Consider the following 25,761-nt stretch of genomic DNA (forward strand, 5'->3'; position numbering starts at 1 on the left):
GTGTGTTATACGCGTCCTTTGAGCGCGTTGAATACCCAGGCAATGCAAAAAAATCCTATACCCACGGCGGCAAAGCCCCATCCGGCTACATCGTCATATTTAAAAGCGCCCATGGCTATAAGTCCAATTCCAACCAAGATCATTATTGTAGTTGCCCAGGCCAGAACGGTGTTTTTATTCATTCCCATAATTGTTGTTTTTGTGAGGAAAACAAATATCGGACATTTTTAATAAAAAAAGCAGCCCGAAGGCTGCTTAGATGGCAGGTCGGTTTCCTAATCCTTATCCTGCGCTTACAGACAGATAGCCCATTTTGCCCATTTGATAATCTCTCAAGGCTTCCATGATCTCTGTCTGTGTATTCATAACGTAAGGTCCCCAGCTGGCAACCTCTTCGTGAAACGGTTCTCCGCTTAAGAACAGTAATTGTGCCGTCTCATTGGCTTTAATTAACACACTATCACCGTCTTGCTCAAAAGTAACCAATTGATCGGCCTTTTCCATGAGGTTGTATTGACCGTTTATATTGACCGCTCCATGCAACAGATACAACAAAGAATAATGCATCTTATCTAAAGGAAGTTCCAAAACAGCTCCGGCCTCCATTTTAAGCATAAAGGCATTTACAGACGTTTGGGTTGCTATCTTACCTTTTTTATCACCTAAGCTGCCCGCCACGATCTGTACTGTAGACAGACCGTCTTCCCCTTTATATACCTCAAATTCCGCATCGCGAACGTGCTGGTAATTCGCAGGTATCATTTTTTTTGCCGCCGGAAGATTCAACCAAAGCTGAATCCCTTCTAGGGTTCCGCTGCGCTGCACGAACTCTTTGGTTGGGGCTTCGGCATGTATGATACCGCGGCCTGCTGTGGTCCACTGCACGTCTCCGCTTCTAACCACGCTCTCATTACCCAAGGAATCCCGATGCAATTGCTCGCCCTGAATCAAAAAGGTAATTGGTTCAAAGCCACGGTGTGGGTGCGGCCCCAGATCAAAGGGATTGGACTCCGGACTTATCTCATACGGCCCATAGTGATGCAGCAGCACGAACGGATCAACCATATCTATACTACGCGTAGGAATTGGCTGTCTGAGTTCTATTGGCCCCATATTCACAAAGGGACTCTGACCTAATTGTTTAACACTTGCTCTTTTCATTATAATGTTCCTTTCTTATCTAATTTTGTCCAAAAGCCCGCTGAGCTGTTTGGCCTCTTGAACGGTTAAATTTTGCAGCAAGTGATTGTTCGGATCACTGCCTATTTCTTCTAACAAAGCCAATCCGGCTTTAGTTATTTCTACATGCACTACACGCCTGTCGGAGGCGCAGGGAATTCGAACCATCAAATCTTTCGCACACAGTTTATCCATAAGTCTGGTGGCATTGGGTGCACGATCAATCATCCGTTCTTTTACCGTCTGTGTGGGCATTGGCCCACCTGCTCCGCGCAAGATGCGCAGTATATTGTATTGCTGCGGAGAGATCCCATAAGGCTTAAAGAAAGCATTCTGGTGGCCGCTGATCCAGCTTGCGGTATACAAGATGTTGATCAAGGCCTTGGCTCGCTCTGAGCTGAATTTAGATTGTATTTCCTTAGAAAGATCGCCCATAAATTATCCCATTACAGCTGCTTGAAAAGGACTCAACTGCGCCTGAAATGCAGCAGCCAACTCTGGGTCGGTTATACCCTCTTCGCTAAAATTCGATCCGAAACTCGGCAAAGAGAATTTGGAGATCACATTACCACCCATAAAAGGAAAGCGTCCGGCTGCAATATCTAATACTGTCTGTCCGCCTCTAGCTCCAGGAGAAGTCGCCATAAGGAACATAGGAACCTCAGACCACAAATTTCCGTCTATGCGCGACATCCAATCGAACAAATTCTTAAAGACGGTAGCATAAGCTCCATTGTGTTCGGCAAAAGAAATCACTATCCCATTGGCAGCTTTTATCTCCTCTAAAAAGCGATGCGCATTTTCAGGTATCCCCGATTCGTTCTCCAAATCGATCCCGTAGATCGGTAGCGGATAGTCGTTCAAGTCCAAGACGGTTACTTCCGCCCCCTCGACCTGCTTAGCCGTATAAGTTGCTAATTGTTTATTGATCGAGTTTTTACTGTTGCTTGCCCCAAAGGCGATTATTTTCTTCATAACTGGTTTTGAATTTCTGATACAAAGTTCGGAAGAATAAATTTATTTTCCAAGGAAACTATTTCCATGTAAATATTTTAGAAGCTTTTATGGTTTTACTGCGGATGGAATCCTAGCTTATTTCGTAATTTTGACAAAATTCACTTTATGGATCTCAGCTTCAACAAAAACGAAGACCACAATAAATTACTCCGTTCAGACCTTAGAAACCGTTTGGCCAAAGTCAAGCTTGGCGGTGGGGAAAAACGCATTGAAAAGCAGCATGCAAAAGGTAAAATGACAGCGCGCGAGCGGATCGACTTCTTGTTGGACCCAAAAAAACCGCGTATTGAGATCGGTGCTTTTGTAGCCGATGGTATGTATCAAGAACACGGTGGTTGCCCTTCTGGTGGCGTTGTGGTTAAGATCGGTTACGTAAAGGGAGTGCAATGTGTGGTTGTTGCAAACGATGCCACGGTAAAGGCCGGAGCTTGGTTTCCCATCACAGCTAAAAAGAATTTAAGAGCCCAAGAGATCGCCATAGAGAACCGCCTGCCTATTATCTATCTAGTAGACAGTGCGGGAGTGTATTTACCTATGCAAGATGAGATCTTTCCAGACAAAGAACACTTTGGACGCATTTTTAGGAACAACGCAGTGATGAGCAGTATGGGCATAGTGCAGATAGCTGCGGTTATGGGTAGTTGTGTTGCCGGAGGGGCCTATTTACCAATCATGAGTGACGAAGCCCTAATAGTAGACAAAACGGGAAGTATCTTTTTAGCTGGGAGTTATTTGGTTAAAGCTGCCATTGGAGAGACCATAGACAACGAAACTCTTGGTGGTGCTACTACCCATTGTGAGATCTCTGGGGTGACGGACTACAAATCCAAAGACGATGCAGACGCGCTGACCACCATCAAGAACCTGATGAGCAAGTTAGGCGATTCCAACAAAGCAGGCTTTAACCGAATTGCCGCAGCCAAGCCTAGCAAAGACCAGGAAGAGATCTTTGGACTACTGCCCGCCTCCAGAGCTGAACAATACGACATGCTAGAGATCATCGAGCGTTTAGTAGATAATTCGGATTTCGAAGAATATAAATCCGGTTACGGCCAAACCATTTTAACGGGATATGCCCGAATTGACGGTTGGGCTGTAGGGATAGTTGCTAACCAACGCAAGATCGTTAAGACCAAAAAAGGAGAAATGCAGTTCGGTGGAGTGATCTATAGTGACTCCGCAGATAAAGCAACACGCTTTATAGCCAATTGCAATCAGAAGAAAATACCATTGGTCTTCTTACAAGATGTTACTGGCTTTATGGTTGGCTCTAAAAGCGAACACGGAGGCATTATTAAAGATGGGGCCAAAATGGTAAACGCTGTGAGCAATAGCGTGGTGCCTAAATTTACCATAGTGATTGGAAACTCTTATGGAGCAGGAAACTACGCCATGTGTGGCAAGGCCTATGACCCGCGTCTTATCGCTGCTTGGCCAAGTGCTGAACTCGCGGTGATGAGTGGAAACTCCGCAGCAAAAGTATTGCTGCAAATCGAGACGGCTTCTTTAAAGAAAGCCGGCAAAGAGATCACTAAAGAAGAAGAGTCTGCCCTTTACGACAAGATCAAAGCTCGTTATGACGAGCAGATCTCACCCTATTATGCTGCTGCTCGCCTTTGGACCGATGCGGTAATTGACCCTATGGACACCAGAACTTGGATAAGTATGGGGATAGAAGCCGCAAATAATGCCCCAATCGAGAAGCCTTTTAATATGGGCGTGCTACAAGTTTAATTGTTGTAACTTGGCCTTATTCATACTAGAATTTGAGCCTTAAGCTAACATCCAAACAACAACGATCACTCTATTTACTCCTGCTCATTTTGGCCGGAGAAGCCGTGTTTATCTTACCCTTTGTGCTCATTCGTGTATTCGGGAAGACTTTTCTGGACGCCTTTGGAATAACCAACTTTGAAATTGGGGCCGCACAATCTATTTACGGTATAGTGGCATTTGGAGCGTATGTTTTTGGAGGACCCTTAGCCGACAAATACGAAGCCCGTAAACTCATGGCAGTTTCCCTCTGGGCAACAGCACTGGGTGGTCTTTATATGGCTACCTATCCTGTTATATTAGGGCTAAAAATACTATTCGGATATTGGGGTTTTACAACCATATTTTTGTTTTGGGCAGCCATGATCAAAGCGACGCGCATTTGGGGTGGTGATAAAAGTCAAGGCCGAGCCTTTGGTATACTCGATGGCGGACGCGGCTTGGTCGGTGCCCTTTTTGCATCCATGGGTATTTGGATCTTAGCTGCCTTTTCTTCTGCGGACATTCAAGAGATCAGTCCGGCCGAGCGTCAAGAGGTTTTCTCTTATGTGATCTATACTACTACTGCGATAGTAAGTGTGATCGGGTTATTGGTTTGGCTATTCATGAAAACGGAATCGGACGAGCAAACTACCTTAAACAAAATAAGTTGGCCAGAGATCCGCTCTGTGCTTAAGATCCCAGCCATCTGGCTTTTAATGATTATCATATTATCTGCTTACGTCGGTTATAAATTGACCGATGTTTTTTCTCGCTACGCCAGAGATGTCATGGCATATAACGAAGTAGATGCCGCCAAAACTGGTGCTACCCTGCTATACTTACGACCTATAACAGGTTTGCTCTTCGGATTTTTGGCCGATAGGAACAAGGTAACGCTGTGGCTTGTTATAAGCTTTGTGTTGAGTGTTTTTGGCGCCTCGCTGTTTGGCTTCGGTTTTATTGAGGCTGATAGTACCTACTTCTTCATTATGGGAGTGCTGCTATGTGCTACGGGCATTTACGGAGCAAGAGCCTTGTACTTTGCGACCTTAAAAGAGAGCAAGGTCCCCGTCTTACTCACGGGAACAGCTGTTGGATTGATCTCGCTAATAGGATACACCCCAGATATCTTTACCAGTCCGGCCATGGGTTACTTAATAGACAATTGGCCAGGAGCTCAAGGCTATCGTTATGTCTTTTTGATGCTCGGTGGCTTTGCTATGCTGGGGCTTATAGCTTCGACCATTTTGTATCGCATCAACAGAAAATAAATCCGTACCTTTTGGTACAACTATTCCAACCAATATGAAAGCGTTTAAAATTGCCTTTTGCCTTTTCTCGGCACTACTTTTTACCACTAGTAACTATGCACAAACCCAAGGTGACGGACCTTATGATCAGCTTATCATTCGCGGGGTTACCTTGATCAATGGCGATGGCTCTCCTCCGAGGGGCCCGATAGATATAGTAGTAGAAGGCAATAGGGTCACGCAAATACAAGTTGTGGGCTACCCAGGAGTAGCTATAAAAGATTCTTCCAGACCTCAACTTAAATCTGGTGGCCGAGAATTGGATGCCAATGGCATGTATTTACTGCCAGGTTTTGTGGACATGCACGGACATATTGGTGGCGTAGCTCAAGGAGCCGATTGGGATTATGTTTTTAAACTCTGGATGGCCCATGGGGTGACCACCGTTCGCGAACCATCTGGTCGTGGAATCGACTGGACCTTGGATCTAAAGAAAAGATCCGCAGCAAACAGTATAACAGCACCTCGTATTTTCGCTTACACAGGCTTTGGGCAAACTTCAAATAGCTTCAACCCGTTAGATGATATGCCGATAAGCACTCCTGAATTGGCTCGTAAGTGGGTACGCGCAAATGCCGCACGCGGTGCAGATGGTATAAAATTCTTTGGCGCAGAACCAGAGATCATGACAGCTGCATTGGACGAGAATAAAAAACTAGGATTGCGATCGGCCATGCACCACGCACAGATGAGTGTGGCACGCTGGAACGTACTGCATTCTGCGCGCGCTGGACTAACCAGTATGGAACATTGGTACGGCTTACCAGAAGCCCTGTTCAACGACAGAACGGTACAGAATTACCCACTAGACTACAATTATCAAAACGAACAACATCGCTTTGGAGAAGCAGGAAAACTCTGGCAACAAGCAGCAGCGCCATTCTCAGACCATTGGAATGCAGTAATGGACGAGCTTCTAGCCCTGGATTTCACGCTAGACCCAACCTTTAATATCTATGAGGCCAGCCGGGACTTGATGCGAGCGCGCAGAGCCGAATGGCATGAAGACTATACCCTACCCTCGCTTTGGCGGTTTTATCAGCCCAGCAAGATCTCTCATGGATCGTATTGGCATTTCTGGGGAACAGAAGAGGAAGTCGCTTGGAAGGAAAACTACCGCCTCTGGATGACCTTTATCAACGAATACAAGAATCGAGGTGGGCGCGTTACTGCCGGCTCAGATTCTGGGTTTATTTTTCAGCTTTACGGCTTTGCCTATATCCGCGAACTGGAATTGTTACGAGAAGCAGGGTTCCACCCCTTAGAAGTCATCCGTGCAGCTACATTGAACGGTGCAGAAGCCTTGGGTGCTGACCAAGACCTTGGCTCTGTACAGATCGGCAAACTGGCCGATTTTGTGATCGTAGAAGAGAATCCTTTAGAAAACCTCAAGGTCCTCTACGGTACAGGGGCCATAAAACTCACCGAAGACAATGAGGTGGTACGCGTAGGTGGAGTTAAGTACACCATTAAAGATGGGATCATCTATGACGCCAAAGCACTGCTTGCGGAGGTTAAAGCAATGGTAGATGCCGCCAAAGAGGCAGAAGGTTTCACCTTAAAACAACCCGGAATTAAAGATTAATCCGAACCAATAGGAATAATAGCCTCTTGCCGCTCGTTTACATAACGGAAGCCATTAGTGCCATAAAAACCCGCTTCTTCTAGCATGATACGAATGTCCTTATCCCAAGGTTCTATACGAACCGTGGTGTTGAGTTCTATAGCATACACGGTATTAGGATACAAAGGATAATCACCATTGACAGGGACTCCGCCTTGAGAATCCCACATTCCAATAGTAGGCCCGCTACTGTGGCCGTAAGTACCTAATGGATGTGTATATATCGATGGGCGAAGGCCTTCATTTTTAGCTTTTGCAAGAGATTTCAACAAGATCTGGTTCCCGGTTTGCCCCGTAACGAAATTATTGGTCAAGATATCTTGCAACCTATTACCGAGCTTAAAAGCATCGGCCAAAAACGCAGGTACCTGAGCCTCCCCTTCTTGTAAAACATAAGCGTGTTGTTGGCAGTCGGTGTTCAGTCCAATATAGGTGATCCCAAAATCACAATGCAACAGATCTCCCGGCATAATGGTCTTGTCCTTATAACCGTTAGAGAAAGACTCTATATGACTTTTTAAGGCCTCATCACTGCGTTGAATATCTACCGTTGGGTGAAACCAGGTGGCTAAGCCCAGGTCGGTCACCTTTTGACGCATCCACCAGACCACATCGTCAGAGGTTGTTACTCCAGGCGTGATCACCTTTCTAGAGAAGGCTTCGGCGACTATATCATGGGTAATTTGAACCAAGATGTTGTAGAGCTCCATTTCTTTAGCGGTGCGGGTCTCTATCCAGCTGATAGCCAGTTTTTCTGCGGAGACCAATTTGGCTTCTTCCTCTGGCGGTAAAGCTTCTAACAGGGCTTCATAATCCGTCTTTACCAAACCGTCCGCAATGCCAAAGTAGTCCGAAGTGTTGATACCGATCTTCTTAGGATTGCGCTCTTTTATAAGCCTTACCAAAGCTTTCCACTGATCGGGTTCTTCTTCTTTGTTCCAAGCCGATTTGATATTCTCTCCCACATTGTAGCGGGCCACGGCCAGCTTATCAATGGTTCCTTGCACTGCATCTCTGTAAAACACCAGCATAGTGCGTCTTCTGGCGTTGAGCCATTTGGCCGGAAGCATAGTGCGCATAACAGGATCTTCATTGTATTCGCGCGCAATCAGGATCCACATATCTATTCCAGCCTTGTCCATAAGTTCAGGCAGCAAATTGTTGAATCGATCTGCAAGGATCTCGTCTTTTAGTGTAGCGCGATCTCTTTCTGATAGAATTTTGTCATACTGACCCAAGACAGTTTGGCTCAGCAGAAATACAAGCAAAAATAGGTATCTCATTATTTGGCAGGATTAAAGCCTAAAGATACAAAACAACTATTGCTTGTTAAACTTCTGATACGGATTGATCAGGGTATCTGCTTTAATGGTTCGCTGTATGCGCTGCTTAAAGGAATTGTCAATGATCTCAGGGGTATTCAAGTAGGCATCTATCCTGGCGAATGCCCGTTGTACCTCTGGGTGATAATACACCATAGCTTCTTGATATCGCACCGCGGGTTCAGATAATACTCGAGCTAAAGGAGGCTCCACTACGCCCCACTGCCTGAGCTTGTAATTTTCGTAATCGCGAAGTACCCAACGAATAGTGTCGTTGTGTTGTTTAATGAGTTCAAAGTTATCGAATTGTCCGTGCTGAGGCGCGTAGATGTAATCGTTGAGTCTGAATTTAGCCGTGCAGAAAAGCAACAGCAAAGAAAGCAGTATCCACAGAATGACCAGTGGATTCAATCCCTTAAGAAACCATTTTTGCATGCCTATTACTATTAGGCGGGGAGGTCAGTCAGAATACCCAATGAAGGTACAAAAAATATTAAACCCCTTACAGCTTAACCTTTAGAACGGTTTCTTCTTTGCTTAAGGCCTCCAAGCGGATCAGCTTCACTTCTTTTCGCTGGTTCGGGCTGCCAAAATCGAAATAGGTGGTCACCTTCACATAAGTAGGCGCCGCGTTATCTCCTGTCCGCTTTCCTTTATAGGTCATATTGAAGAGCCACTCTCCCTTGTCTTGAGCAGTCATAAAGAATTCTTCCAAACCATAACCCAGAGTTTGCTCATCTGCCCAACGAATAGCGTCTGTCGCCTTATCGTGCGTCCAGGTAAAGAAGCGGTTCTGTGGATTCACGATCTGCAGATCGAACTCTGCATCGTAATCGCTCCACTCAAAAATTACCCGAGCTCTATGCGAAACATTGCTTTTAAAGAAATCTCTGACTCCTGCGAGTTGCAAGCTACCTTTATGGCTAAAAATGAGGTTCTTGTAATCTTTGACATAGGTCTTTTGCAAATTGCCCAATTGTCCGTTTTGAGCCAGTTCCTTGTTGTCTATTCCCTTGTAGATGGATAATGCCTCATCTGGGCGTCCAGCGGTGGTTAAAGCCAAAGCCAGGTTTCTGTAATGTTGAATTTGCTGCGGATAGGCAGACACCAATTCACTGTAAATGGCGGCTGCCTCATCATGCATGCCCAGATTTTCGTATTGATAGGCTGTGGCTCGTAGCTCGTTGGCGGATCTGGCAACTAATTTTGCATTAGACAATACCCGAGATACCAATACCGGATTGTTCCAGTCTTTAAAATAGCTCGCCGCATCGATAAAGAAATAAGGCGCATTGCCATAGCGTTCTCGTTGCTCTAAATAGATGTTATAGGCCTCATCGATATTTGAAGCTGCTTGTAAAGCTTTAATGTAAGGCGTATTGGGTAAGGCAGCCATATCTGCTGCAGATCCGGTGTAAGTAGCTGTGGTTCCCAGTGGAATTGCACTGTCACGCGTTTGTACCTTGCTCACCGCTGCAGTCTTGGTGGTTACCAAGATAACTCCGTTTCTACCCAAGGTCCCGTATTTATTGGTAGCGGCGAGTCCTTTCAAAACGGTAATGTCTGCAATATTGGCCGGATCTAACAAGCCACCTTGCCCAAAGATAGAGCGGTCGTTTCCGGTACCAACTCCATTGTTCCCCGTGGTAACTCCACTCAAGGCCCCTGGACTGCTCTCTATGGGAACACCATCTACCACGATGAGTCCGGTTTGATCTAGCAAGATGGTCATATTGTTTCCTCGTGAGAGGAACTGCGTAATGTCTTGATCTGGTTTTAAATTGATGTTTGAAAACTGCCCCTGTACGGCAGTTTCAAGATTGATGTCCTGCTCGCTGATCTCCTTATCTGTTATGGTCTCTACCGAATAACCCAATCGTTTCTTGGCAACTCGCATATTCCCTGTATTGACCGCATCATCATCGGACTCCAGGGTGGCTGTAAGCACAACCTCATCGAGTAATTCACTACCTGCGACCATAAGTACATCTTTAACACCATTTTCAGGAACGCGGGTTAGCAAGGTGTTCTTACCTACATAACTGAATTCTAAGATCCCGTTTATTTTGGCATTTAAACTGTAAGTGCCATCTGCTGCGCTCAAAGTTCTCGCACCTGTCTCCCTGTTATAGATAGACACTCCTTCTAGCGGACCTGCACTGTCGGATACACGACCGCTTACCGAACGGATTCCATCGCCTTGAGGAATTTCATTGGTAGTAGCAAAAACATTGAAAAAAGTTCCTCCGCTGCGCAATGCAAGCCCTTCTAATCCCTTTTGATTGGAATTGGTCACACTGCAGATCACGTTTACCTTATTCGAGAAATCTTGCGGGAAATCCTGCAGATCTGCACGCCCATTGGTTACCAACATAACCTCTGTGGCAACGCCTTTGAACAGATCTTTATAACTTCCTGCTCCGTCATAAATACTGTTCTCCAATTCATCGCGAAGCGCTGTCCAAATGCCTCCTCTAACCTTGTAAACTCCTTCTTGAATAATATCGTTGCTAAAACTCACAAAACGCACATCTACGGCTTTGTTTTGATTGAAATACGAATCCATAAAACGCAGTTCTGCCTCCAGATCTTTGTTCCTCATATCGTAAGAGGTATCGTATAGTAGGGTGAGTTGTTTTACTGTTTCTTGTGCCAGCGCACTAAAACCCACTAAAAGCGTGAGTAGTGCTAATAGAAGATGTTTTTTCATATCGAGCTCGGTTAGTTGTTCAAGCCTCAAGGCTAGATCAGCAAGTCCTATAAAGATAAATTATATTCTGTAGACTTGCTAAGACCCAGAAAGGCAAGTACTAAATAAACACATCACAGCGATGATTTAGTTAATTCCGTTCAAACTTTACGAGCGCATCTGCAAAAAATCGGCCATAAAAAAAAGGGCCGAGGCCCTTTTTGCAATTAGTTGTTCTTATTGCGACGTTTTTTCTTCTTTTTCTTCTTCTGATCGCCAAAGTGCAGCTCTCCAAAACGGGCAACTTGCTCTTCGGTCAGCATGGTGGAAAGATTTCCAGATAGTTTTTCGTTGAGCTTTTTATAGGTCTGTTGTTTTACATCGTAAGAAACCGTCTCGTCTGCCATAACAGCCATCTTCTCTTTTTCATATTCTACGATATAATTCTTAACAACCGCCTTTTCAAATGCATCCAGTTCAAACTCTGTGGCGTAGAGATCCATCTTCTCGTCTATATCCTCTAAAGTGTTCTCAATGGCAATAGCGCCCTGATCTCTTGGTAATGGTGGCGGAACATATCCCCGCTGTCCTCTAGGTATCTGTCCCATGTTTTGACTTAGGGCTGTTCCTAAGGAACCGAACACAATTAATAGAATTAGCAGTAGACTCTTTGGCTGCATGATGTATATTTTAGGTTACAAATATCTTAAATTTCAACCAGAAAGGACAAAAACTATACCAAGGATTACTTTTTCTTAGGATAACTTTCAATGAGTGACAAGACTTCTTTACGTCTGATCTTACCGGTCTCGGTATATCTGAATTTTGAAACTCCGTAGATCTTCTTCGGACGAGAATACTTAGGCAAGTTATCAAAGAGCCCTTTATGTACTCCAGAAGCACGGCCATCTTTAGTAGGACTTTCCACAACTAGAACTACCCGCTGCCCAAGGACTGGGTCTGGCTCGGCAGCAATAAAGAAAGGTACATCCAACTGATCTTCTAAGGCGGCTTCAACTTGTTCGGGATAGATCTTTATACCGCCAGAGTTGATCACATTGTCTATGCGACCTAACCATTTGAAGTGAATCTCATCTTTAAACTCCACTAGATCATTAGTAATAACGGGTTCTTTAGCGATACCCGGAGCGTTGATCACCAAGCATCCTCTGCTGTCTAGCGAAAGAGATACCTCGGGCAGGGCCTTGTAATATGCGGAAGACTGATCTCCATTAATACGTCTTAAGGCAATATGACTAACCGTTTCTGTCATGCCGTAAGAAACATAAGCGGCTGTTGCCACCTTTTGCAAGGCCTCCTCCAATTGAGTAGATATTACACCACCACCAATAAGCAAAGTGCCAACTTTGTCTAAGGCTGCGAGTGAATGCATGGCCTGAGCAGGAACCATGGCCACAAAGTCGTACTCGGAATCGTATTCTGTCAAAGCTTCCATAGACGGAGCTACCACGTGCAGATGCCAACCTAGGGTTAGGGCACGCACGCACATCATCTTTCCAGCAATATAATCCGAAGACAAACACAACAAGGCTTCTGTTTCTGGGCCAAGGTTTAGCGCTTCGCCAGTTTTGCGTGCACTGTAGACCATAGCGCTCTTAGGCATGCGGATGGCTTTAGGCGTTCCTGTGGATCCGGAGGTTGTAGTAATAATGAAGTCATCATTATTCAACCACTCTTGCAAGAATTTGGACAAGGATACTTCGTGATCTGCACCTTGCTGTTCCAAGTTCAGCGTAAAGCCCAATAGTTCTTCTGCGCTATCAAAGCTAAGACCATTGAGTTTAAAGGCAGGATGTACGGCTATCACGGGGGAATCTTATATTAGAGGTAATCTATCGGATCGCGCTCTGGGGGTGGAGGCACCTCTCCAAACAGCCGCCCTGACCAATCTTTCCATTTATATCTGTAAGCCATGATGGCCAGAAATATCGGATAGATTACCAAGACAGGAACCAATACATCAAAACCTGCCGCGGGCTCGGAAACATCCAAGAATATCGAATTGGTTTGGAATACGGTCCAATCTGCAGTAACTAGAAGTGCCGCTATTAAATTGTTCCCGGCATGAAACCCTAGAGCGAGTTCCATTCCTTGATCCATCAGTGTAATTATGCCCAAGAACAAGCCGGTACCGATATAATAAATCATTACTATGTTGCCTAACTTTTCGACCTCTGGATTGAAAAAATGCAAGCCTCCAAAAACAAAGGATGTTATAAGCAAGGGTAACCATCGGTTCTTGGCCATTATTCCTATTCCTTGCATCAGATAACCTCGAAAAAGATATTCTTCCATGCTGGTCTGTAACGGAATAAAGACTATTGCAATAACAGCTAAAATAGCAAATAGCTTAGCGTCGAACTGCAGTACATAATCATCCGGATTTCCATAATAATCTAATACGGTTAACACGGTGGTTGTTAACCCAATAAGCAAAAACCCAAACATTACCCTGCCCCAATCGATCTTAGAACGGGCCGTTGTAAGACTTACAAACGACTGTTTGTGCACATATTTCACCCAGATGAGCAAGGCTGCCAATCCGATGGCGAAACTCAGCAACATAAAGAACAAGGTGCTATTGGAATCCAACACGCTGAACATATCTGCCTCGTCGCTCAATTCTAACATACTGCCACCGCTGGCAGATTGTTTCATAAAAATCGCAATGATAAAAGGAATACTCCCGAGTTGGGAGGCTATAAAAACGATGACCACTCCCAAAAGGTAGCGCCATGGTTGATAGAGGGATTTATACGCCTGTGCTATGTACATAGACTATAATGACTTTAAATTTAAAACATTTAGATTCCATTGGCCTGTCTTACAATAGTGGATATATCCTGAGTCCACCACCAAAGGCGCTTCTACATTATTGGTGTAGAGACTGCCTGTTCCCAGACCTTGTGGCAAGATAGTTCTTTTTGAAAAGGTATATTGACAAATAGCATTTAAACCGATATTACTTTCTAGGGCGGAGGTGATCCACCAGGGAATATCGAATTTGTCCGCCGCAGCTATCCACTGATCCGTGGCTGCGAATCCACCGAGCAAACTGGGTTTAAAGATCAGGTATTGTGGCTTAATAGCAGCCAACATTTGCAGTTGTTGCTCAGGGTCATGCACACCAATGAGCTCTTCGTCAAGGGCGATGGGCAAAGGACTAGTGGCACAAAGTGCTGCCATTTCCTCCCACTGCTTGGGTTTTATGGGTTGCTCTATCGAATGGATCTCGTACTCAGACAAACGTTTGAGTTTGTCCAGTGCCTCTGCAGAGCTAAAAGCACCATTTGCATCTACTCGGAGTTCAATAGTTTTGGCATCAAAACGAGTTCGAATGTGTTTTAAAATATCTAACTCCGCCTGAAAATCGATAGCGCCGATCTTCATCTTTATACAATCAAAACCCGCAGCGAGCTTCTGCTCTATCTGCTCACTCATAAACGCTAGACTGCCCATCCAGATTAGGCCGTTTATTGGAATTGGAGCTTCTTTCTGCGTAAAGTCAGAAGGAAAGAGTTCGTAGGGATCTTCGTTGTGTAAAGAGGCCAGCGCCATTTCCAATCCGAAGCGGATCGAAGGAAAATCTATCAAAGCTTCTATTAGCTCCGCTATCGGCTTATCTATGTTTGCACAAAGCCAAGCCAATTTATCTTCGTAATCCGGTCTGTCGTCTATGCTCAACCCACGTAATAAAGCACATTCGCCTATACCCCAATGCTCACCATCTCGCAATTGTAAAAAATAAGACTGCTTTTGTGTAAGCACACCTCGAGAAGTTCTGCTGGGCCGTTTAAAGTTCAGCAAATAAGATTGGTAACTAGCTTTCATTTAAACAGTCAAGCTGCCTCCTATAGGTAGCAATTCTAATTGTTTACCTGCAGCTTTAAAGGCAGCACTTGCAGCCTCTTGGTCTATCTCGATATAACCAAAGGTGTCGTAGTGAACTCCCAAGACCCTATCACAAGCTACAAAATCACTGGCATGTACGGCATCTTTGTAGCCCATAGTAAAATTATCTCCAATAGGTAAGACCGCAAGATCCAGTTTGTATTCTAAGGGAATGAGCTTCATGTCCATGGTCAGTGCTGTATCGCCGGCGATATAAACCGTCTTGCCGTCTGCCTCAATGACAAAACCACCAGGTTCTCCTCCGTAGCTACCATCAGCAAAACCACTAGTATGCACTGCGGCTACATATTTCACTCGCCCGAAGGGAAAATTCCAGTGCCCTCCGTGATTCATAGGGTGAACCGGGATATCCTTGGCACCGTAATGCATGGCGATCTCATAATTGGAAACTATGGCCGCCCCAGTACGTTTGGCCAGAGCTTCTGCATCCAAAACATGATCTTGATGCGCATGGGTAAGCAAGATAAAATCGGCCTCCAATTGATCTAGGATCGATTTGTCTTCGATAAGCGGATTTCCATTGATAAAAGGGTCGATAATTATATGATGCTCACTGGTCTTTATAGCGAGGGTGTTGTGCCCTAAATACTGAATTTGCATGCCGTAAATGTTTTGAGTTAAAGATACGGACTATGGGCCTATTAAAGCAAGTTGGCTAGCAGCAAAAGTACAGCATAACCAAAAGTACTAAGTGCCACTACTTTTAACTGTGGATCCAAACTTTTATGGTCTTTAGTGTTTCTAGCTACCGTTAAGTGTTTGTTCAGCAACACTACAGCGACTAGCGGTAAAAGGCCCCAGTAGCCTGTAGAATCCCAACTTAAATATTGCCCGACTATGGCACAGACACTTCCGCCTAAGATGAGAAAACTGTGATAATTCATGCTGCCTTGTTTGCCCAACTTTACCGCCAGGGTATTCTTACCAGCTTCAGTATCGCTTTCGCGGTCTCGCATATTGTTCAGATTGAGTACGGCTGCGCTCCAAAGTCCAATGGCAGCTCCAGCCAAAACCACTGTTAGCTGTATGCTTTGATTGTATAAAAAGTAACCTCCCACAACACTGACAAGACCAAAGAAAACGAACACAAATACATCGCCCAGACCGCGGTAACCGTAAGCCGAATCCCCTACGGTGTATTTTACAGCAGCGATGATAGCGGCGATTCCCAATGCGAGAAACGCCAAGGCATAAAGAAGTTTTTCGGCTCCAAAAGCTCGATAAATCAAGGCTACCGCCAAGAGCAATGTAATGATTGCAGTTAGATACATGCCCATTTTTAAAGCTGTCGCGGTGAGCGCTCCACTTTGCATGGCACGCGCAGGGCCAACTCGGTCTTCGTTATCGGTGCCTTTAACACCGTCGCCGTAGTCGTTAGCAAAATTAGAAAGTACCTGAAACCCTATAGCTGTAAAAATGGACAGGGTAAAGATCAGGCCATCAAAATATCCGGAAGGCAGGATTAAAGCGCCTGCAGCAATTATGCCTGCTATCGATAAGGGTAGCGTTCGGGGGCGTGCCGCACTGATCCAAGCTTTGGTGGTACTCATAAAGTGTTTTTGCAAAAATACGGCAAAAAAAATCCGCCCCGTACTAATCAAACGAGGCGAATTTTAAAACAGCAGATTTGGAAAGGAGACTATTGCTTGATCAGACGTTGAACAAGTCCGTTTTCATTGCGAATCAAATAAACACCACTTTTTAACCCAGAAGCATCAAAAAATGCTTGTTGCTTAAGTTGTACGATCAATCTTCCTTGAATGTCGTAAATGGTGTAATCTCCAGGGGTGCTAAAGAAAACGGTGCTGGTTGTGGGGTTTGGATGGATGGTGAATTTATCGTCAGCAGTTTGGAACTCGTCCACACTCAATACATTGTCTAAGGACCAAATGCTCAAAGTAGCGCTCTCCTCGTTAGAGATCACTAAATGTGCAATACCCGTAGGGCTTTGCTCAGCAGAAACATAGACCACACCTTCTGGTGCCAAATCTCCAGATTCATCATCTCCGGGTACAGCGCCTCGAGAGTTGTTGTACTCAATGAATACCGGATTGTTCGGGTCAGTAATGTCATAGGTCATAAAACCTCCAATGCGCTCTAAAAGGACAAAAGCGTAAAAGGAAGTTCCAATCTCTGCAACAACTACACCTTCTGGCTCAGGCCCTTTATTGTCCGAACGGTTCTTGAAATTGTTATTGCTGTTGCTGGCATTAAAGATGCCGCCGTAAACTGGATCTGCCGCAGTGATCACTTCGAAGTCGTTTCCACTATCAAAGACCTGTGCGCCAGTGTCTGCATTGTAAATACTGAAAGAGCGGGCTCCGTAAACGTGAATCTCTTCAAATTCTCCATCACCATCTGTATCTCCAGAGGCGATGGAAACATTGATCTCGGCCAAATTAGATTCTAGCTCTAAAATGTCGATATCACTAAACACAGCCGGGTCTAAAGTGTATTCGTCATCGTCTAGTTTGAATTCCTCAACATAAGTGTCATACTCACGTGCATCGCCTTCATTGGCGGTAACGATATACCCTGTACCTCCTACTTCATAGAAATCGATGGCATCTGGCATGTACATTCCAAAAATTGGCCAACTGGCATTAAATACAAAATCGGTCTCGTCAGAAACGTCTAAAGAGTTTTGAGGTAGACTGTGATCTTTCAATCCGAAGCTAAATAGATCCGTTACCGTATTTGTGTTCAAATCAACAACGGCATAGGCATTGTTCTCTTGACACACCACATAAGCGGTCTGGCTGTCGCTAGCAACAGTAATGTATTCAGGTTCTAAATCTTGAGAAGCATTAGCTCCCGGGCCGTAAATACGAATGTTCGCTGCATTTAAAGCTGCTTCCGTACCGTCAAAGGCGTTGAAGTCAACAATCGTTACGTCTGAATCAACAATAGATCCCAGACCTCCGGTAACATCAATCACAGCGATGCTCCCTTCTGGGTCAACGGAGTAATCGCCATTTGGCTCTCCTTCATTGGCTACCAAAACTTTGGTTCCATCAGGCGTGAATGTCAACATATCAGGCAGCGCTCCTACAGTTACTGTAGATTGAGAACCTCCATCTGTGTCCATAAATAACACCACTCCAGGGTCTGTTGCCGGATCGGCAGCAATGGCGGCTGCGACAATTCCGTTGTTTACTGCAACAGACTGAACACCATCTCCAAAACCAGAAACATCAACAGAGGCTATAGAAGATATGTTCGCAGGATCACTAAAGTCAAGGATCTCTATACTGTTCGAGTTGGTTACAAAAAGGCGCTGCGTATCTGGATCATATGCAGTGATCTCTGCAGTTCCAGAAGCATCAACCAAATAGCTGTCTACAAAGTTAATATCCAAAACAGCAGGGTCCCCAGTAGGAACCACGGTGTCATCATCTAAAATGTAGATCGCGGTTAGGTCATCCTCATCAATAGAAACTCCTAATGGGTTTTGCAGCTCTAAAACAAAAAACACATCGCTTCCATCATCCGTATTATTGATAATTGGAATGTTGAGTGCTTGTGGAGCTGAACTCCCCGAAGGGAAGGTCAAAGTTTGGGTAGCAGCATAAGTAAAATCAGCTCCTTCTGCAGCAGTTCCACCAGAAACCAACACTACATCCACAGTTACATCAGCAGCGGGTGCTTCTGCAATTTCTACTTCAACTTCAATGCTTCCACCGTCTTCTGGAACTGAATTAAAAGGCAAAGTAAAACTTACTGCTGGAGGAACCTCCTCACCAGTAAAGACCACATTGTCCATATAAACCGCTTCTGAAGAAGAGTTGGTGCGAACTTCAAAGACCAACTCGGCCTGAGCGTTATCTGGCAAGCTAACACTTAGGTTTTGCCAAGCGCCTTCAATGGCTAAGTCATTAATGTCTGAACCTGTAGTGTCTAAAAGATCGTATTCACTGCCGTCTGTTATATCAACCACATAAACACGAATTCGGTCAGAACCACTTTCATTCACGGTTCCATCACCTTCATAACCGGTGCTATTAATAAACAGGTCCAAGGACACTTCATTATTGGTGAACCCATCCATGTCTACAAGATCAAAAGTGGTGATCATGTTTCCGTCAGAATCTGATATCTGGTAGCCTTGAGTTCCGTCGGTGTAAGCACCTACAGCTCCAGTAAAATCAGTTACTCCTACAAAGTCACCATCAGTAAGTCCAGAACCAGGAGTGTCGTAAGGTTCATAAACGGCGTCAAAACCTAGTTCAGTAGCTACCGCCACATAATCCACTAAAGGCTCTCCAGCATTGTTCACAAGATCGTGGGCCACAGCAGCATCACCGGTGTCTGTATAGGAACCGCCAACAGCGGCCGGTTCTTCAAAGCTGGTACCGGCAATGACAGTACCAACGCTAGCATCCTGCCCGTAAGCAAAGATTCCGCCAAGTAATAATAAAGTCGTTGTAATTTTTTTCATGTCAATTTGATAAATATTGTTGGATTTAAATCATCCTAAAATTACCGCTACAAAGAGGCCTTATGTTTAAAAGAATATTAACCTATCATGATTTATTATTACACGACTATCTGTTTGTCAACTGTTTTTTAAAGAAAAGGTAAAAACAAGGTTATATGAATTTGCTTACCTTTAAAACGAACAACTTAACTAACTTTTATGAGCGTTTCTAAAAATTACCAAACCGGACTGTTGGTATTAAGAGTGGGTATGTCTGCCCTAATGCTAACCCACGGCATTCCCAAATTAATAAACTTAATCCAAGGCGATATGAGCTTTGGAGACCCCTTAGGGATCGGTTCAACCTTAAGTTTCATTCTTGTGGTATTTGCTGAGGCGATTTGTCCTGTGTTGATCATCTTGGGTCTACGGACTAGATTGGCCGCCATTCCGGTAATCATTACTATGGCCGTAGCCGCATTTATAGTGCATGGCAATGATCCTTTTAGCTCTATGGAAAAAGCATTGATGTATCTGGTTGGCTTTACCGCAATTGCCCTGATGGGTGGCGGCAAATACACCATTAAACAACTGTTTTAATTTTTGGCCGGACGATTCTTTAAACTTTCTAAATTACCAGCGATGAGCAAAGGCAAAGTTGGACGTTACCTCTTATATGCCTTGGGTGAGATCGTTTTGGTTGTAGCTGGAATATTGATCGCCTTGGCCATAAACAATGCTAATGAGCAAAAAAAAGAACGGGATGAACTGCTGGCTATCTTTTCTGATGTTAAGGCAGACCTTGTCATAGACACTACTTTGGTAGGGCGGATCATCCCGTATTATGAAGCTCGAGAAAAACTCGCAGATAGCATTTCTAAAGGTTTCTTTACAAGAGAAGATTACAAACGGTGTTTGCCTTGTCATTCCATGATAACCACCTATGTTCCTTTTAAACTCAATGACAAAGGTTACAGCCAATTACGCAACTTTAATCAGTCCAATGAGAACAAGGATTCCTTGGCGGTAGAAATTGTGCAGTTCTACAACGGTTTTATAAATATCATAGACGAGATCTCCTCTCGTGTGGAAGAGGATACTTATAGTACGTTAGAGCAATGGAGAAACACCCAACCTTGGTTTGCCGACATACTTAGTGGCAAATTACCGGAGGCCTATCTGGACTATATTTCAGAAGACCCAGAATACCGCAATCGGGTGGCATTTTTTAATGTGATAGCCTGTAAAAATCTGTTGCCGGTTTTGCGTCAGTACAAGACACAAGCAGAGGAAGCCCTAAAAAGGCTCGATGAGCGCCTGGTCCCTAATGATCAAAAATCGTAATAAGGAGTTCTTTGAGCAAATCGCCTTGGCTCATGTTGTGCGCCCCTACTCCTTTACTCTTCATATCCACCACACGTATACCTTTTATAATGGCGCTTACGCGTTTCATCGGATAATTTCTCGCTGCTACCTGATAATCTTTGATAAAGTAAGGACTTACTCCTAGTACTTTTGGTGCTGCGGATGGGTCTGGCAGGGCGTGGTACTTGAGTAATTTGTTGAAAAAACTGTAGAGTAAAGCCACCGTCATGACCAACGGATGGTTCTTGGGGTTCTGTGCAAAGTGCTGCGCTATACTGTAGGCTTTCTTGATATTGCGTTCGCCTATGGCCTTTTGCAATTCAAAATTGTTGAACTCCTTGCTTATCCCAATATTCTCTTCTATAATCTCTGGACTGATCTCAGTACCAACGGACACTATGAGTTGTAATTTTTCCAATTCGTTGTTGATCTTGGAAAGATCGGTCCCAATAAACTCAACAAGCATCTGAGCAGCTTTAGGCGCTATGGTATATCCACGCCCTTTGAGCACCCTGCGAATCCAATCTGGAACTTGATTCTCGTAAAGTTTTTTACTGGTAAAGAGTTCGCCTTGTTTGCTGAGGGTCTTGTAAAGCTTTTTGCGCTTGTCTAGTGTTTTGTATTTGTAACAGATAACCAGCACCGTTGTTGGCTGCGGATTCTCTGCGTAGCTTACCAACTGCTCAATAGTGCGCGAAAGGTCTTGCGCCTCTTTTACAATGACCACTTGGCGCTCTGCCATCATAGGGAAACGCTTGGACTGTCCAACAATATCATCAATACTAACATCTCTGCCGTAAAGAATCATTTGGTTAAAGTCGCGTTGAGACTCATCTAACGCATTGGCTTCTATATAATCAGCTATCTGATCGATATAATAGGCCTCCTCGCCCATTAAAAAGTAAATGGGTTTAAAATTGCCGTTTCTAATATCGGCCACTATGCGCTTTACGTCTTCCATCTGAAAAAAAAGATGCACCTTTGCTCTATGCAGCAACTGGCATTTCCTCGGTACGAGTTTCGCTTCAAAAATACCAAAAATAAGCCCGGCGTTTTTGATGTGGTTAGAAAAAAATTCGTGGTACTTACCCCAGAGGAATGGGTGCGCCAACATTGTGTGCGTTACCTCAACGAAGGGCTCCACTACCCTTTGAGTTTGATTAATGTAGAAAAGCAACTGCAAGTGAGCGGATTAAAGAAACGCTACGATGTAGTTGTATTTACTCCGGAGGGAAAAATTCGCATTCTGGTAGAATGCAAAGCCCCTAGCGTGGCAATTACGCAAGAGACCTTTGATCAGATTGCGCGTTATAATCTATCGCTTAAAGCAGACTTGCTAATGGTGACCAATGGACTGTCTCATTATTATTGTCAATTAGATTACCAGCAAGGACGCTATAATTTCTTAGCAGAGTTGCCACCGTATGCCTAAATTTGCCTTTGTGAAAACTGCGGTCGTTATACTTAATTGGAACGGAAAGTCTTTGCTAGAGACCTATTTGCCTTCGGTGATGGCTCACAGTGAAGGGGCACATATCTACGTTGCCGACAATGCCTCTACGGACGATTCGGTCGCCTTTGTAAAAGATCACTATCCACAGATCACCATAATTCAGAACAAGACCAATAGTGGTTACGCAGGCGGATACAATGAGGCTTTAAAACAGGTCGACGAACCCCTTTGGGTCTTACTCAATAGCGATGTTGAAGTAACACCCGCCTGGTTAGAACCCATGCAGGCAGCCTTTAACGACTATAGCGACTTGGCGGCGGCTCAGCCTAAGATCTTAGATCATAGCCAACCGAAGCAGTTCGAATATGCAGGAGCAGCCGGTGGATTTATAGACAAATACGGCTATCCTTATTGCCGCGGACGTATTTTTGACAGTCTGGAAGAAGATAAGGGGCAATACAATGAGCCACTTGATATCTTTTGGGCCAGTGGTGCTTGTTTGTTTATTCGCAAGGACGATTTTATTGCTGCAGGAGGTCTTGACGAGCGTTTCTTTGCTCATATGGAAGAGATCGACCTATGTTGGCGCTTGTTTCACATGGGCCGCACTGTGAAATGCATACCGCAAGCGGTGGTCTATCATTTAGGCGGGGGAACCCTGCCAAGTATGCATCCGCAGAAAACCTACTACAACTTTAGGAATTCGCTTTACTGTTTAGCCAAAAATCTCAAGGGCTTTACCGCAATGCGACGCATCTTTGTACGCATGTTACTTGACGGCTTGGCAGGACTGCGATTTTTACTACAAGGTAAATTTGCCCATCTCAGCGCCATCTTACGGGCACATTTGGATTTCTACAGAAATTACAGCAGCATAAGCAAAAGTAAGCCAGGGGTTTACAAAAACGAAAAATACTACACCCATAGCAGCATAGTATGGAACTATTTTGTTGCTGGGATTCGTTCTTTTGGGAAGCTTTAACTACCTTTACCTAAAGTATTGTTAAGGATTTTTAGCTAAGCAGCTTATCCACTAATTTTACATCACTAAACCGAGATTTATGAAGAAAATAGCATTAATTGCCGCGATTGCCCTTACTGCGGTTTCCTGTGTTTCTAAAAAGCAATATGCTGAATTAGAAGCAAAACAACGCAACACTGAAGATTTATTAAATTCTGCAACAGTTAAACTAAACAGCTGTTTGGAGGAAAAAGCGGGTCTTACAGCTCGTGCCAACTCTTTAGAATCTCAAGTTGCCTCACTAAACGCCACCAATGGCGATCTGATCAAACAAATTGGAGAGTTCACTACCCTTACCCAACAAGGTGCAGCGAACTTGGAGCGCTCATTGGAAAGCCTTAAAGAAAAGGATCTGACCATTCGCAAACTGCAAGATGCGGTTACTCGTAGAGATTCTGTGAACCTAGCCTTAGTTCAAAGCCTTAAAGGAGTTCTGGGCAACCTGGACGACGAAGACATTGAGGTGAGTGTAGAAAAAGGAGTGGTTTACGTAAACATCTCAGATAAATTATTGTTTAAGAGCGGAAGCTATGCTATTACCGATCGTGCCAAAGAAGTGCTAGGTAAGGTGGCCAAAGTGGTTAACAACAAACCAGACTTTGAGTTCTTGGTAGAAGGACATACCGATACCGACCCAATTAGCCGTGCTGGCATTAAAGATAACTGGGACTTGAGTGTACTTAGAGCTACTGCCGTGGTGCGTTTATTACAAGACGATTTTGGAGTAGATCCTAAGCGTATGACAGCCGGAGGACGTTCGGAATACATACCGGTTGCCTCTAACGACTCTGCAGAAGGTAAGGCTAGAAACAGACGTACACGTATTGTTGTATTGCCTAAGATCGACCAGTTCTACAACATGATAGAAGACGGTCTAAAAGATCCTGTTATTAACGACTAAGAGTTCGTATAAAGATTTGAGAAACCGCGCCCAAAAGCGCGGTTTTTTATTTTAAAGACTTAACTTTAACAGACACCATCATTTATTTTACGATATGAGTGAACAAGAATTCGAAACCGTGTACTCTGGAACAGAGGTACGTGTGATAGTTTTACAAGGACTTTTAGCTGCAGCTGGCGTTGATACCATGGTTCAAAACGACTATCAAGCCGGGATCACTGCAGGATTTGGCGGAGGCACCCCAAACACTGTGAGGCTCAAAGTGCATCAAGACGATCTGGAAACGGCTAAAGGCGTTGTAGAAGACTTTATTAACAACCAACACACCGATGAAGCCTAAACTCCTGTTATTGGCGCTAGTATTGAGCTTTGCATGGCCAAGTATTGCCCAAGAAAACAAAGCCTACCCTGCCCTGGTAACAACGCTAGACAGCACCTTAGCAACCCTATACGGAGTGATATCCGGAGAAAAAGGAGAAGCCAGAGACTGGGAACTTTTCAAGTATCTGTTTCATCCGAAGGGACAACTTATCTATTCTGTTAAGACCAAAAGTGGTGCTCATGCTCTTACCTATATGAGCCCGCAAGACTATATCGAAAGGTCTGGGCCTTGGTTAGTAGAAAACGGATTCTTTGAGGTAGAAGTAGCGCGCAAAGAAGATCACTTTGGAAACATTTGTCAGGTATTTAGCACCTACGAATCCTACCGCAGCAAGACAGACGACAAACCCTTTATGCGTGGCATAAACAGTATACAAATGCAGTTCGACGGAACGCGTTGGTGGATCGTAAATATATACTGGACTCCAGAGACTCCGGACAATCCTATTCCGAAGCAATATTTGAAGCAGTAGGCTAACTAAACACCTATGAATCGATCACTGTTCTTTGAATTCGCACAAATTGGAATCGCTGTTATTTTGGCCAGTATAGGCTTAAAAGCCTTTCTGCTGCCCAATGGATTCTTAGATGGCGGAGTTACTGGGATCGCTATTTTGATCTCTGAGCTCTTTACCGTGGAACTTTCTTACACCCTACCGATCATAACCATTCCGTTTTTCGTGATAGGTTGGTTTACTGTCTCAAGGAAGATCTTGATCAAGTCGATATTCTCGGTATTACTGCTTGCAGTAGTTATTCATTTCGAGAATTTTCAATCTATCACAGACGATAAACTTATCATTTCAATTTTTGGCGGATTGTTTCTTGGCGCTGGTATTGGCCTGGCCATAAAGAACGGTTCGGTCTTAGACGGATCAGAGATCTTTGGGATCTATATCAACGAGAAATGGGGTATAAGTATCGGACGTGTAATCTTGGCCTTTAATATCATCCTCTTTGGAGCAACAGCTTTCTTACTCTCGATCGAGGTTGCTTTATACTCTATATTGACCTACATTGTAACTGCCAAGGCCATTGACTTTACCATAGAAGGTTTTGAAGATCATGTAGGACTTATGATCGTGTCTGAACAGGCACCTGCCTTGCGCGAGGCATTTACTGAAAACCTAGGCATAGGAATGACCGTTTATACGGGTAGTAAAGGATTTGGCCGACGTGGTGAAAAAGAGAATGTAGAGATCATCCACTCGGTGATCAACAGGATCGATATCCGACGTGTACAGCGACTTATAGATCAGCTAGACCCAAACGCCTTTGTAATAGAATTCGATGTGAATAACGTCAAAGGTGGCATACTGAGAAAATACCTCAGCAGAAAAAAAATGTAACGAGTGAATTGATTAGACTAAAATACTAGTTATACTATTTTCATC

Annotated in this window: 26 protein-coding genes; 11 read left to right on the plus strand and 15 right to left on the minus strand. The window is 44.3% G+C overall.

Translation table 11 applies throughout. The features are described from left to right. Window positions 1-5: 5 nt before the first annotated feature. From AC0J2F_RS02240 to AC0J2F_RS02255, 4 genes are all read right to left on the minus strand, one after another. Window positions 6-188, minus strand: coding sequence for a CAL67264 family membrane protein (locus AC0J2F_RS02240; RefSeq protein WP_087525020.1), 183 nt, complete (start codon window positions 186-188; stop codon window positions 6-8). A 94-nt stretch (window positions 189-282) separates the two neighbouring features. Continuing rightward, a complete protein-coding gene (locus AC0J2F_RS02245; RefSeq protein WP_374958491.1) occupies window positions 283-1,161 on the minus strand; it encodes a pirin family protein in 879 nt (292 codons plus the stop codon). Window positions 1,162-1,176: 15 nt separating this feature from the next. Further along, window positions 1,177-1,614 carry a MarR family winged helix-turn-helix transcriptional regulator gene (locus tag AC0J2F_RS02250; RefSeq protein ID WP_473008475.1) on the minus strand — a complete coding sequence of 146 codons (438 nt, stop codon included), beginning with the start codon at window positions 1,612-1,614 and terminating at the stop codon, window positions 1,177-1,179. Window positions 1,615-1,617: 3 nt separating this feature from the next. Further along, complete coding sequence (locus AC0J2F_RS02255) at window positions 1,618-2,154, minus strand: NADPH-dependent FMN reductase (RefSeq protein WP_473008477.1); 537 nt, start codon at window positions 2,152-2,154, stop codon at window positions 1,618-1,620. Window positions 2,155-2,301: 147 nt separating this feature from the next. On the opposite strand from AC0J2F_RS02255, the gene AC0J2F_RS02260 reads away from it, so the two are divergent. From AC0J2F_RS02260 to AC0J2F_RS02270, 3 genes are read left to right on the plus strand one after another with little or no spacing between them, the layout of a single operon-like run. Beyond that, window positions 2,302-3,930 carry an acyl-CoA carboxylase subunit beta gene (locus tag AC0J2F_RS02260; protein ID WP_473008478.1) on the plus strand — a complete coding sequence of 543 codons (1,629 nt, stop codon included), beginning with the start codon at window positions 2,302-2,304 and terminating at the stop codon, window positions 3,928-3,930. A gap of 32 nt (window positions 3,931-3,962) precedes the next feature. After that, a complete protein-coding gene (locus tag AC0J2F_RS02265; protein WP_473008479.1) occupies window positions 3,963-5,222 on the plus strand; it encodes an MFS transporter in 1,260 nt (419 codons plus the stop codon). 34 nt (window positions 5,223-5,256) lie between these two features. After that, window positions 5,257-6,846, plus strand: a complete 1,590-nt coding sequence (locus AC0J2F_RS02270) for an amidohydrolase family protein (RefSeq protein WP_473008480.1) — start codon at window positions 5,257-5,259, stop codon at window positions 6,844-6,846. Here AC0J2F_RS02270 and AC0J2F_RS02275 read toward each other — a convergent pair. From AC0J2F_RS02275 to AC0J2F_RS02320, 10 genes are all read right to left on the minus strand, one after another. Beyond that, window positions 6,843-8,168 carry a M24 family metallopeptidase gene (locus tag AC0J2F_RS02275; RefSeq protein ID WP_473008481.1) on the minus strand — a complete coding sequence of 442 codons (1,326 nt, stop codon included), beginning with the start codon at window positions 8,166-8,168 and terminating at the stop codon, window positions 6,843-6,845. The two genes, AC0J2F_RS02270 and AC0J2F_RS02275, sit on opposite strands and share 4 nt — an antisense overlap. A 36-nt stretch (window positions 8,169-8,204) precedes the next feature. Further along, window positions 8,205-8,642: a hypothetical protein gene (locus AC0J2F_RS02280; protein ID WP_473008482.1), complete on the minus strand. Its 438-nt coding sequence runs from the start codon at window positions 8,640-8,642 to the stop codon at window positions 8,205-8,207. Between the two features lie 67 nt (window positions 8,643-8,709). Continuing rightward, on the minus strand, window positions 8,710-10,917 hold the full coding sequence (locus AC0J2F_RS02285; protein WP_473008483.1) for a YfaP family protein: 2,208 nt from the start codon (window positions 10,915-10,917) through the stop codon (window positions 8,710-8,712). A 206-nt stretch (window positions 10,918-11,123) separates the two neighbouring features. Further along, the gene (locus AC0J2F_RS02290; protein WP_473008485.1) at window positions 11,124-11,576 is read right to left on the minus strand and encodes a hypothetical protein; all 453 of its coding nucleotides are present in this window, start codon (window positions 11,574-11,576) and stop codon (window positions 11,124-11,126) included. Between the two features lie 65 nt (window positions 11,577-11,641). Then, window positions 11,642-12,724: an AMP-binding protein gene (locus AC0J2F_RS02295; RefSeq protein WP_473008486.1), complete on the minus strand. Its 1,083-nt coding sequence runs from the start codon at window positions 12,722-12,724 to the stop codon at window positions 11,642-11,644. 14 nt (window positions 12,725-12,738) lie between these two features. Continuing rightward, complete coding sequence (locus AC0J2F_RS02300; protein ID WP_374958786.1) at window positions 12,739-13,692, minus strand: lysostaphin resistance A-like protein; 954 nt, start codon at window positions 13,690-13,692, stop codon at window positions 12,739-12,741. A 3-nt stretch (window positions 13,693-13,695) separates the two neighbouring features. Further along, window positions 13,696-14,748, minus strand: coding sequence for an o-succinylbenzoate synthase (locus AC0J2F_RS02305; protein ID WP_473008488.1), 1,053 nt, complete (start codon window positions 14,746-14,748; stop codon window positions 13,696-13,698). Next, entirely contained in the window at window positions 14,749-15,429 is a 681-nt protein-coding gene (locus AC0J2F_RS02310) for a metal-dependent hydrolase (RefSeq protein WP_473008489.1), read from the minus strand. Window positions 15,430-15,470: 41 nt separating this feature from the next. Further along, window positions 15,471-16,379 (minus strand): 1,4-dihydroxy-2-naphthoate octaprenyltransferase, encoded by a 909-nt coding sequence (menA, locus tag AC0J2F_RS02315; RefSeq protein WP_473008490.1) that lies wholly within the window; start codon window positions 16,377-16,379, stop codon window positions 15,471-15,473. Window positions 16,380-16,468: 89 nt separating this feature from the next. Further along, window positions 16,469-19,267 carry a choice-of-anchor I family protein gene (locus AC0J2F_RS02320; protein WP_473008491.1) on the minus strand — a complete coding sequence of 933 codons (2,799 nt, stop codon included), beginning with the start codon at window positions 19,265-19,267 and terminating at the stop codon, window positions 16,469-16,471. Window positions 19,268-19,465: 198 nt separating this feature from the next. Between AC0J2F_RS02320 and AC0J2F_RS02325 the strand changes: the two genes are divergently transcribed. After that, the gene (locus AC0J2F_RS02325) at window positions 19,466-19,846 is read left to right on the plus strand and encodes a DoxX family protein (protein ID WP_473008492.1); all 381 of its coding nucleotides are present in this window, start codon (window positions 19,466-19,468) and stop codon (window positions 19,844-19,846) included. Between the two features lie 42 nt (window positions 19,847-19,888). Next, window positions 19,889-20,590: a DUF6090 family protein gene (locus AC0J2F_RS02330; protein ID WP_473008494.1), complete on the plus strand. Its 702-nt coding sequence runs from the start codon at window positions 19,889-19,891 to the stop codon at window positions 20,588-20,590. On the opposite strand, the gene holA is transcribed toward AC0J2F_RS02330, so the two are convergent. Further along, window positions 20,571-21,572 (minus strand): DNA polymerase III subunit delta, encoded by a 1,002-nt coding sequence (holA, locus tag AC0J2F_RS02335; protein WP_473008495.1) that lies wholly within the window; start codon window positions 21,570-21,572, stop codon window positions 20,571-20,573. The genes AC0J2F_RS02330 and holA overlap by 20 nt on opposite strands. Before the next feature lie 27 nt (window positions 21,573-21,599). Here holA and AC0J2F_RS02340 point away from each other — a divergent pair, with 27 nt between their 5' ends. The 6 genes from AC0J2F_RS02340 to AC0J2F_RS02365 all read left to right on the plus strand — a co-directional run bounded on the left by AC0J2F_RS02340 (window position 21,600) and on the right by AC0J2F_RS02365 (window position 25,716). Then, complete coding sequence (locus tag AC0J2F_RS02340) at window positions 21,600-22,043, plus strand: type I restriction enzyme HsdR N-terminal domain-containing protein (RefSeq protein ID WP_473008496.1); 444 nt, start codon at window positions 21,600-21,602, stop codon at window positions 22,041-22,043. A 10-nt stretch (window positions 22,044-22,053) separates the two neighbouring features. Continuing rightward, window positions 22,054-23,046: a glycosyltransferase family 2 protein gene (locus AC0J2F_RS02345; protein WP_473008498.1), complete on the plus strand. Its 993-nt coding sequence runs from the start codon at window positions 22,054-22,056 to the stop codon at window positions 23,044-23,046. A 79-nt stretch (window positions 23,047-23,125) separates the two neighbouring features. Further along, complete coding sequence (locus AC0J2F_RS02350) at window positions 23,126-23,986, plus strand: OmpA/MotB family protein (protein WP_473008499.1); 861 nt, start codon at window positions 23,126-23,128, stop codon at window positions 23,984-23,986. A gap of 94 nt (window positions 23,987-24,080) precedes the next feature. Beyond that, window positions 24,081-24,326 (plus strand): putative signal transducing protein, encoded by a 246-nt coding sequence (locus AC0J2F_RS02355; protein WP_374958418.1) that lies wholly within the window; start codon window positions 24,081-24,083, stop codon window positions 24,324-24,326. Further along, a complete protein-coding gene (locus AC0J2F_RS02360; RefSeq protein WP_473008501.1) occupies window positions 24,316-24,840 on the plus strand; it encodes a hypothetical protein in 525 nt (174 codons plus the stop codon). Before AC0J2F_RS02355 ends, AC0J2F_RS02360 begins: the two co-directional genes overlap by 11 nt. A 15-nt stretch (window positions 24,841-24,855) precedes the next feature. Then, window positions 24,856-25,716 carry a YitT family protein gene (locus AC0J2F_RS02365; protein WP_374959016.1) on the plus strand — a complete coding sequence of 287 codons (861 nt, stop codon included), beginning with the start codon at window positions 24,856-24,858 and terminating at the stop codon, window positions 25,714-25,716. Window positions 25,717-25,761: the final 45 nt, after the last annotated feature.

The sequence above is a fragment of the Gilvibacter sp. CC01 genome (assembly GCF_055755295.1).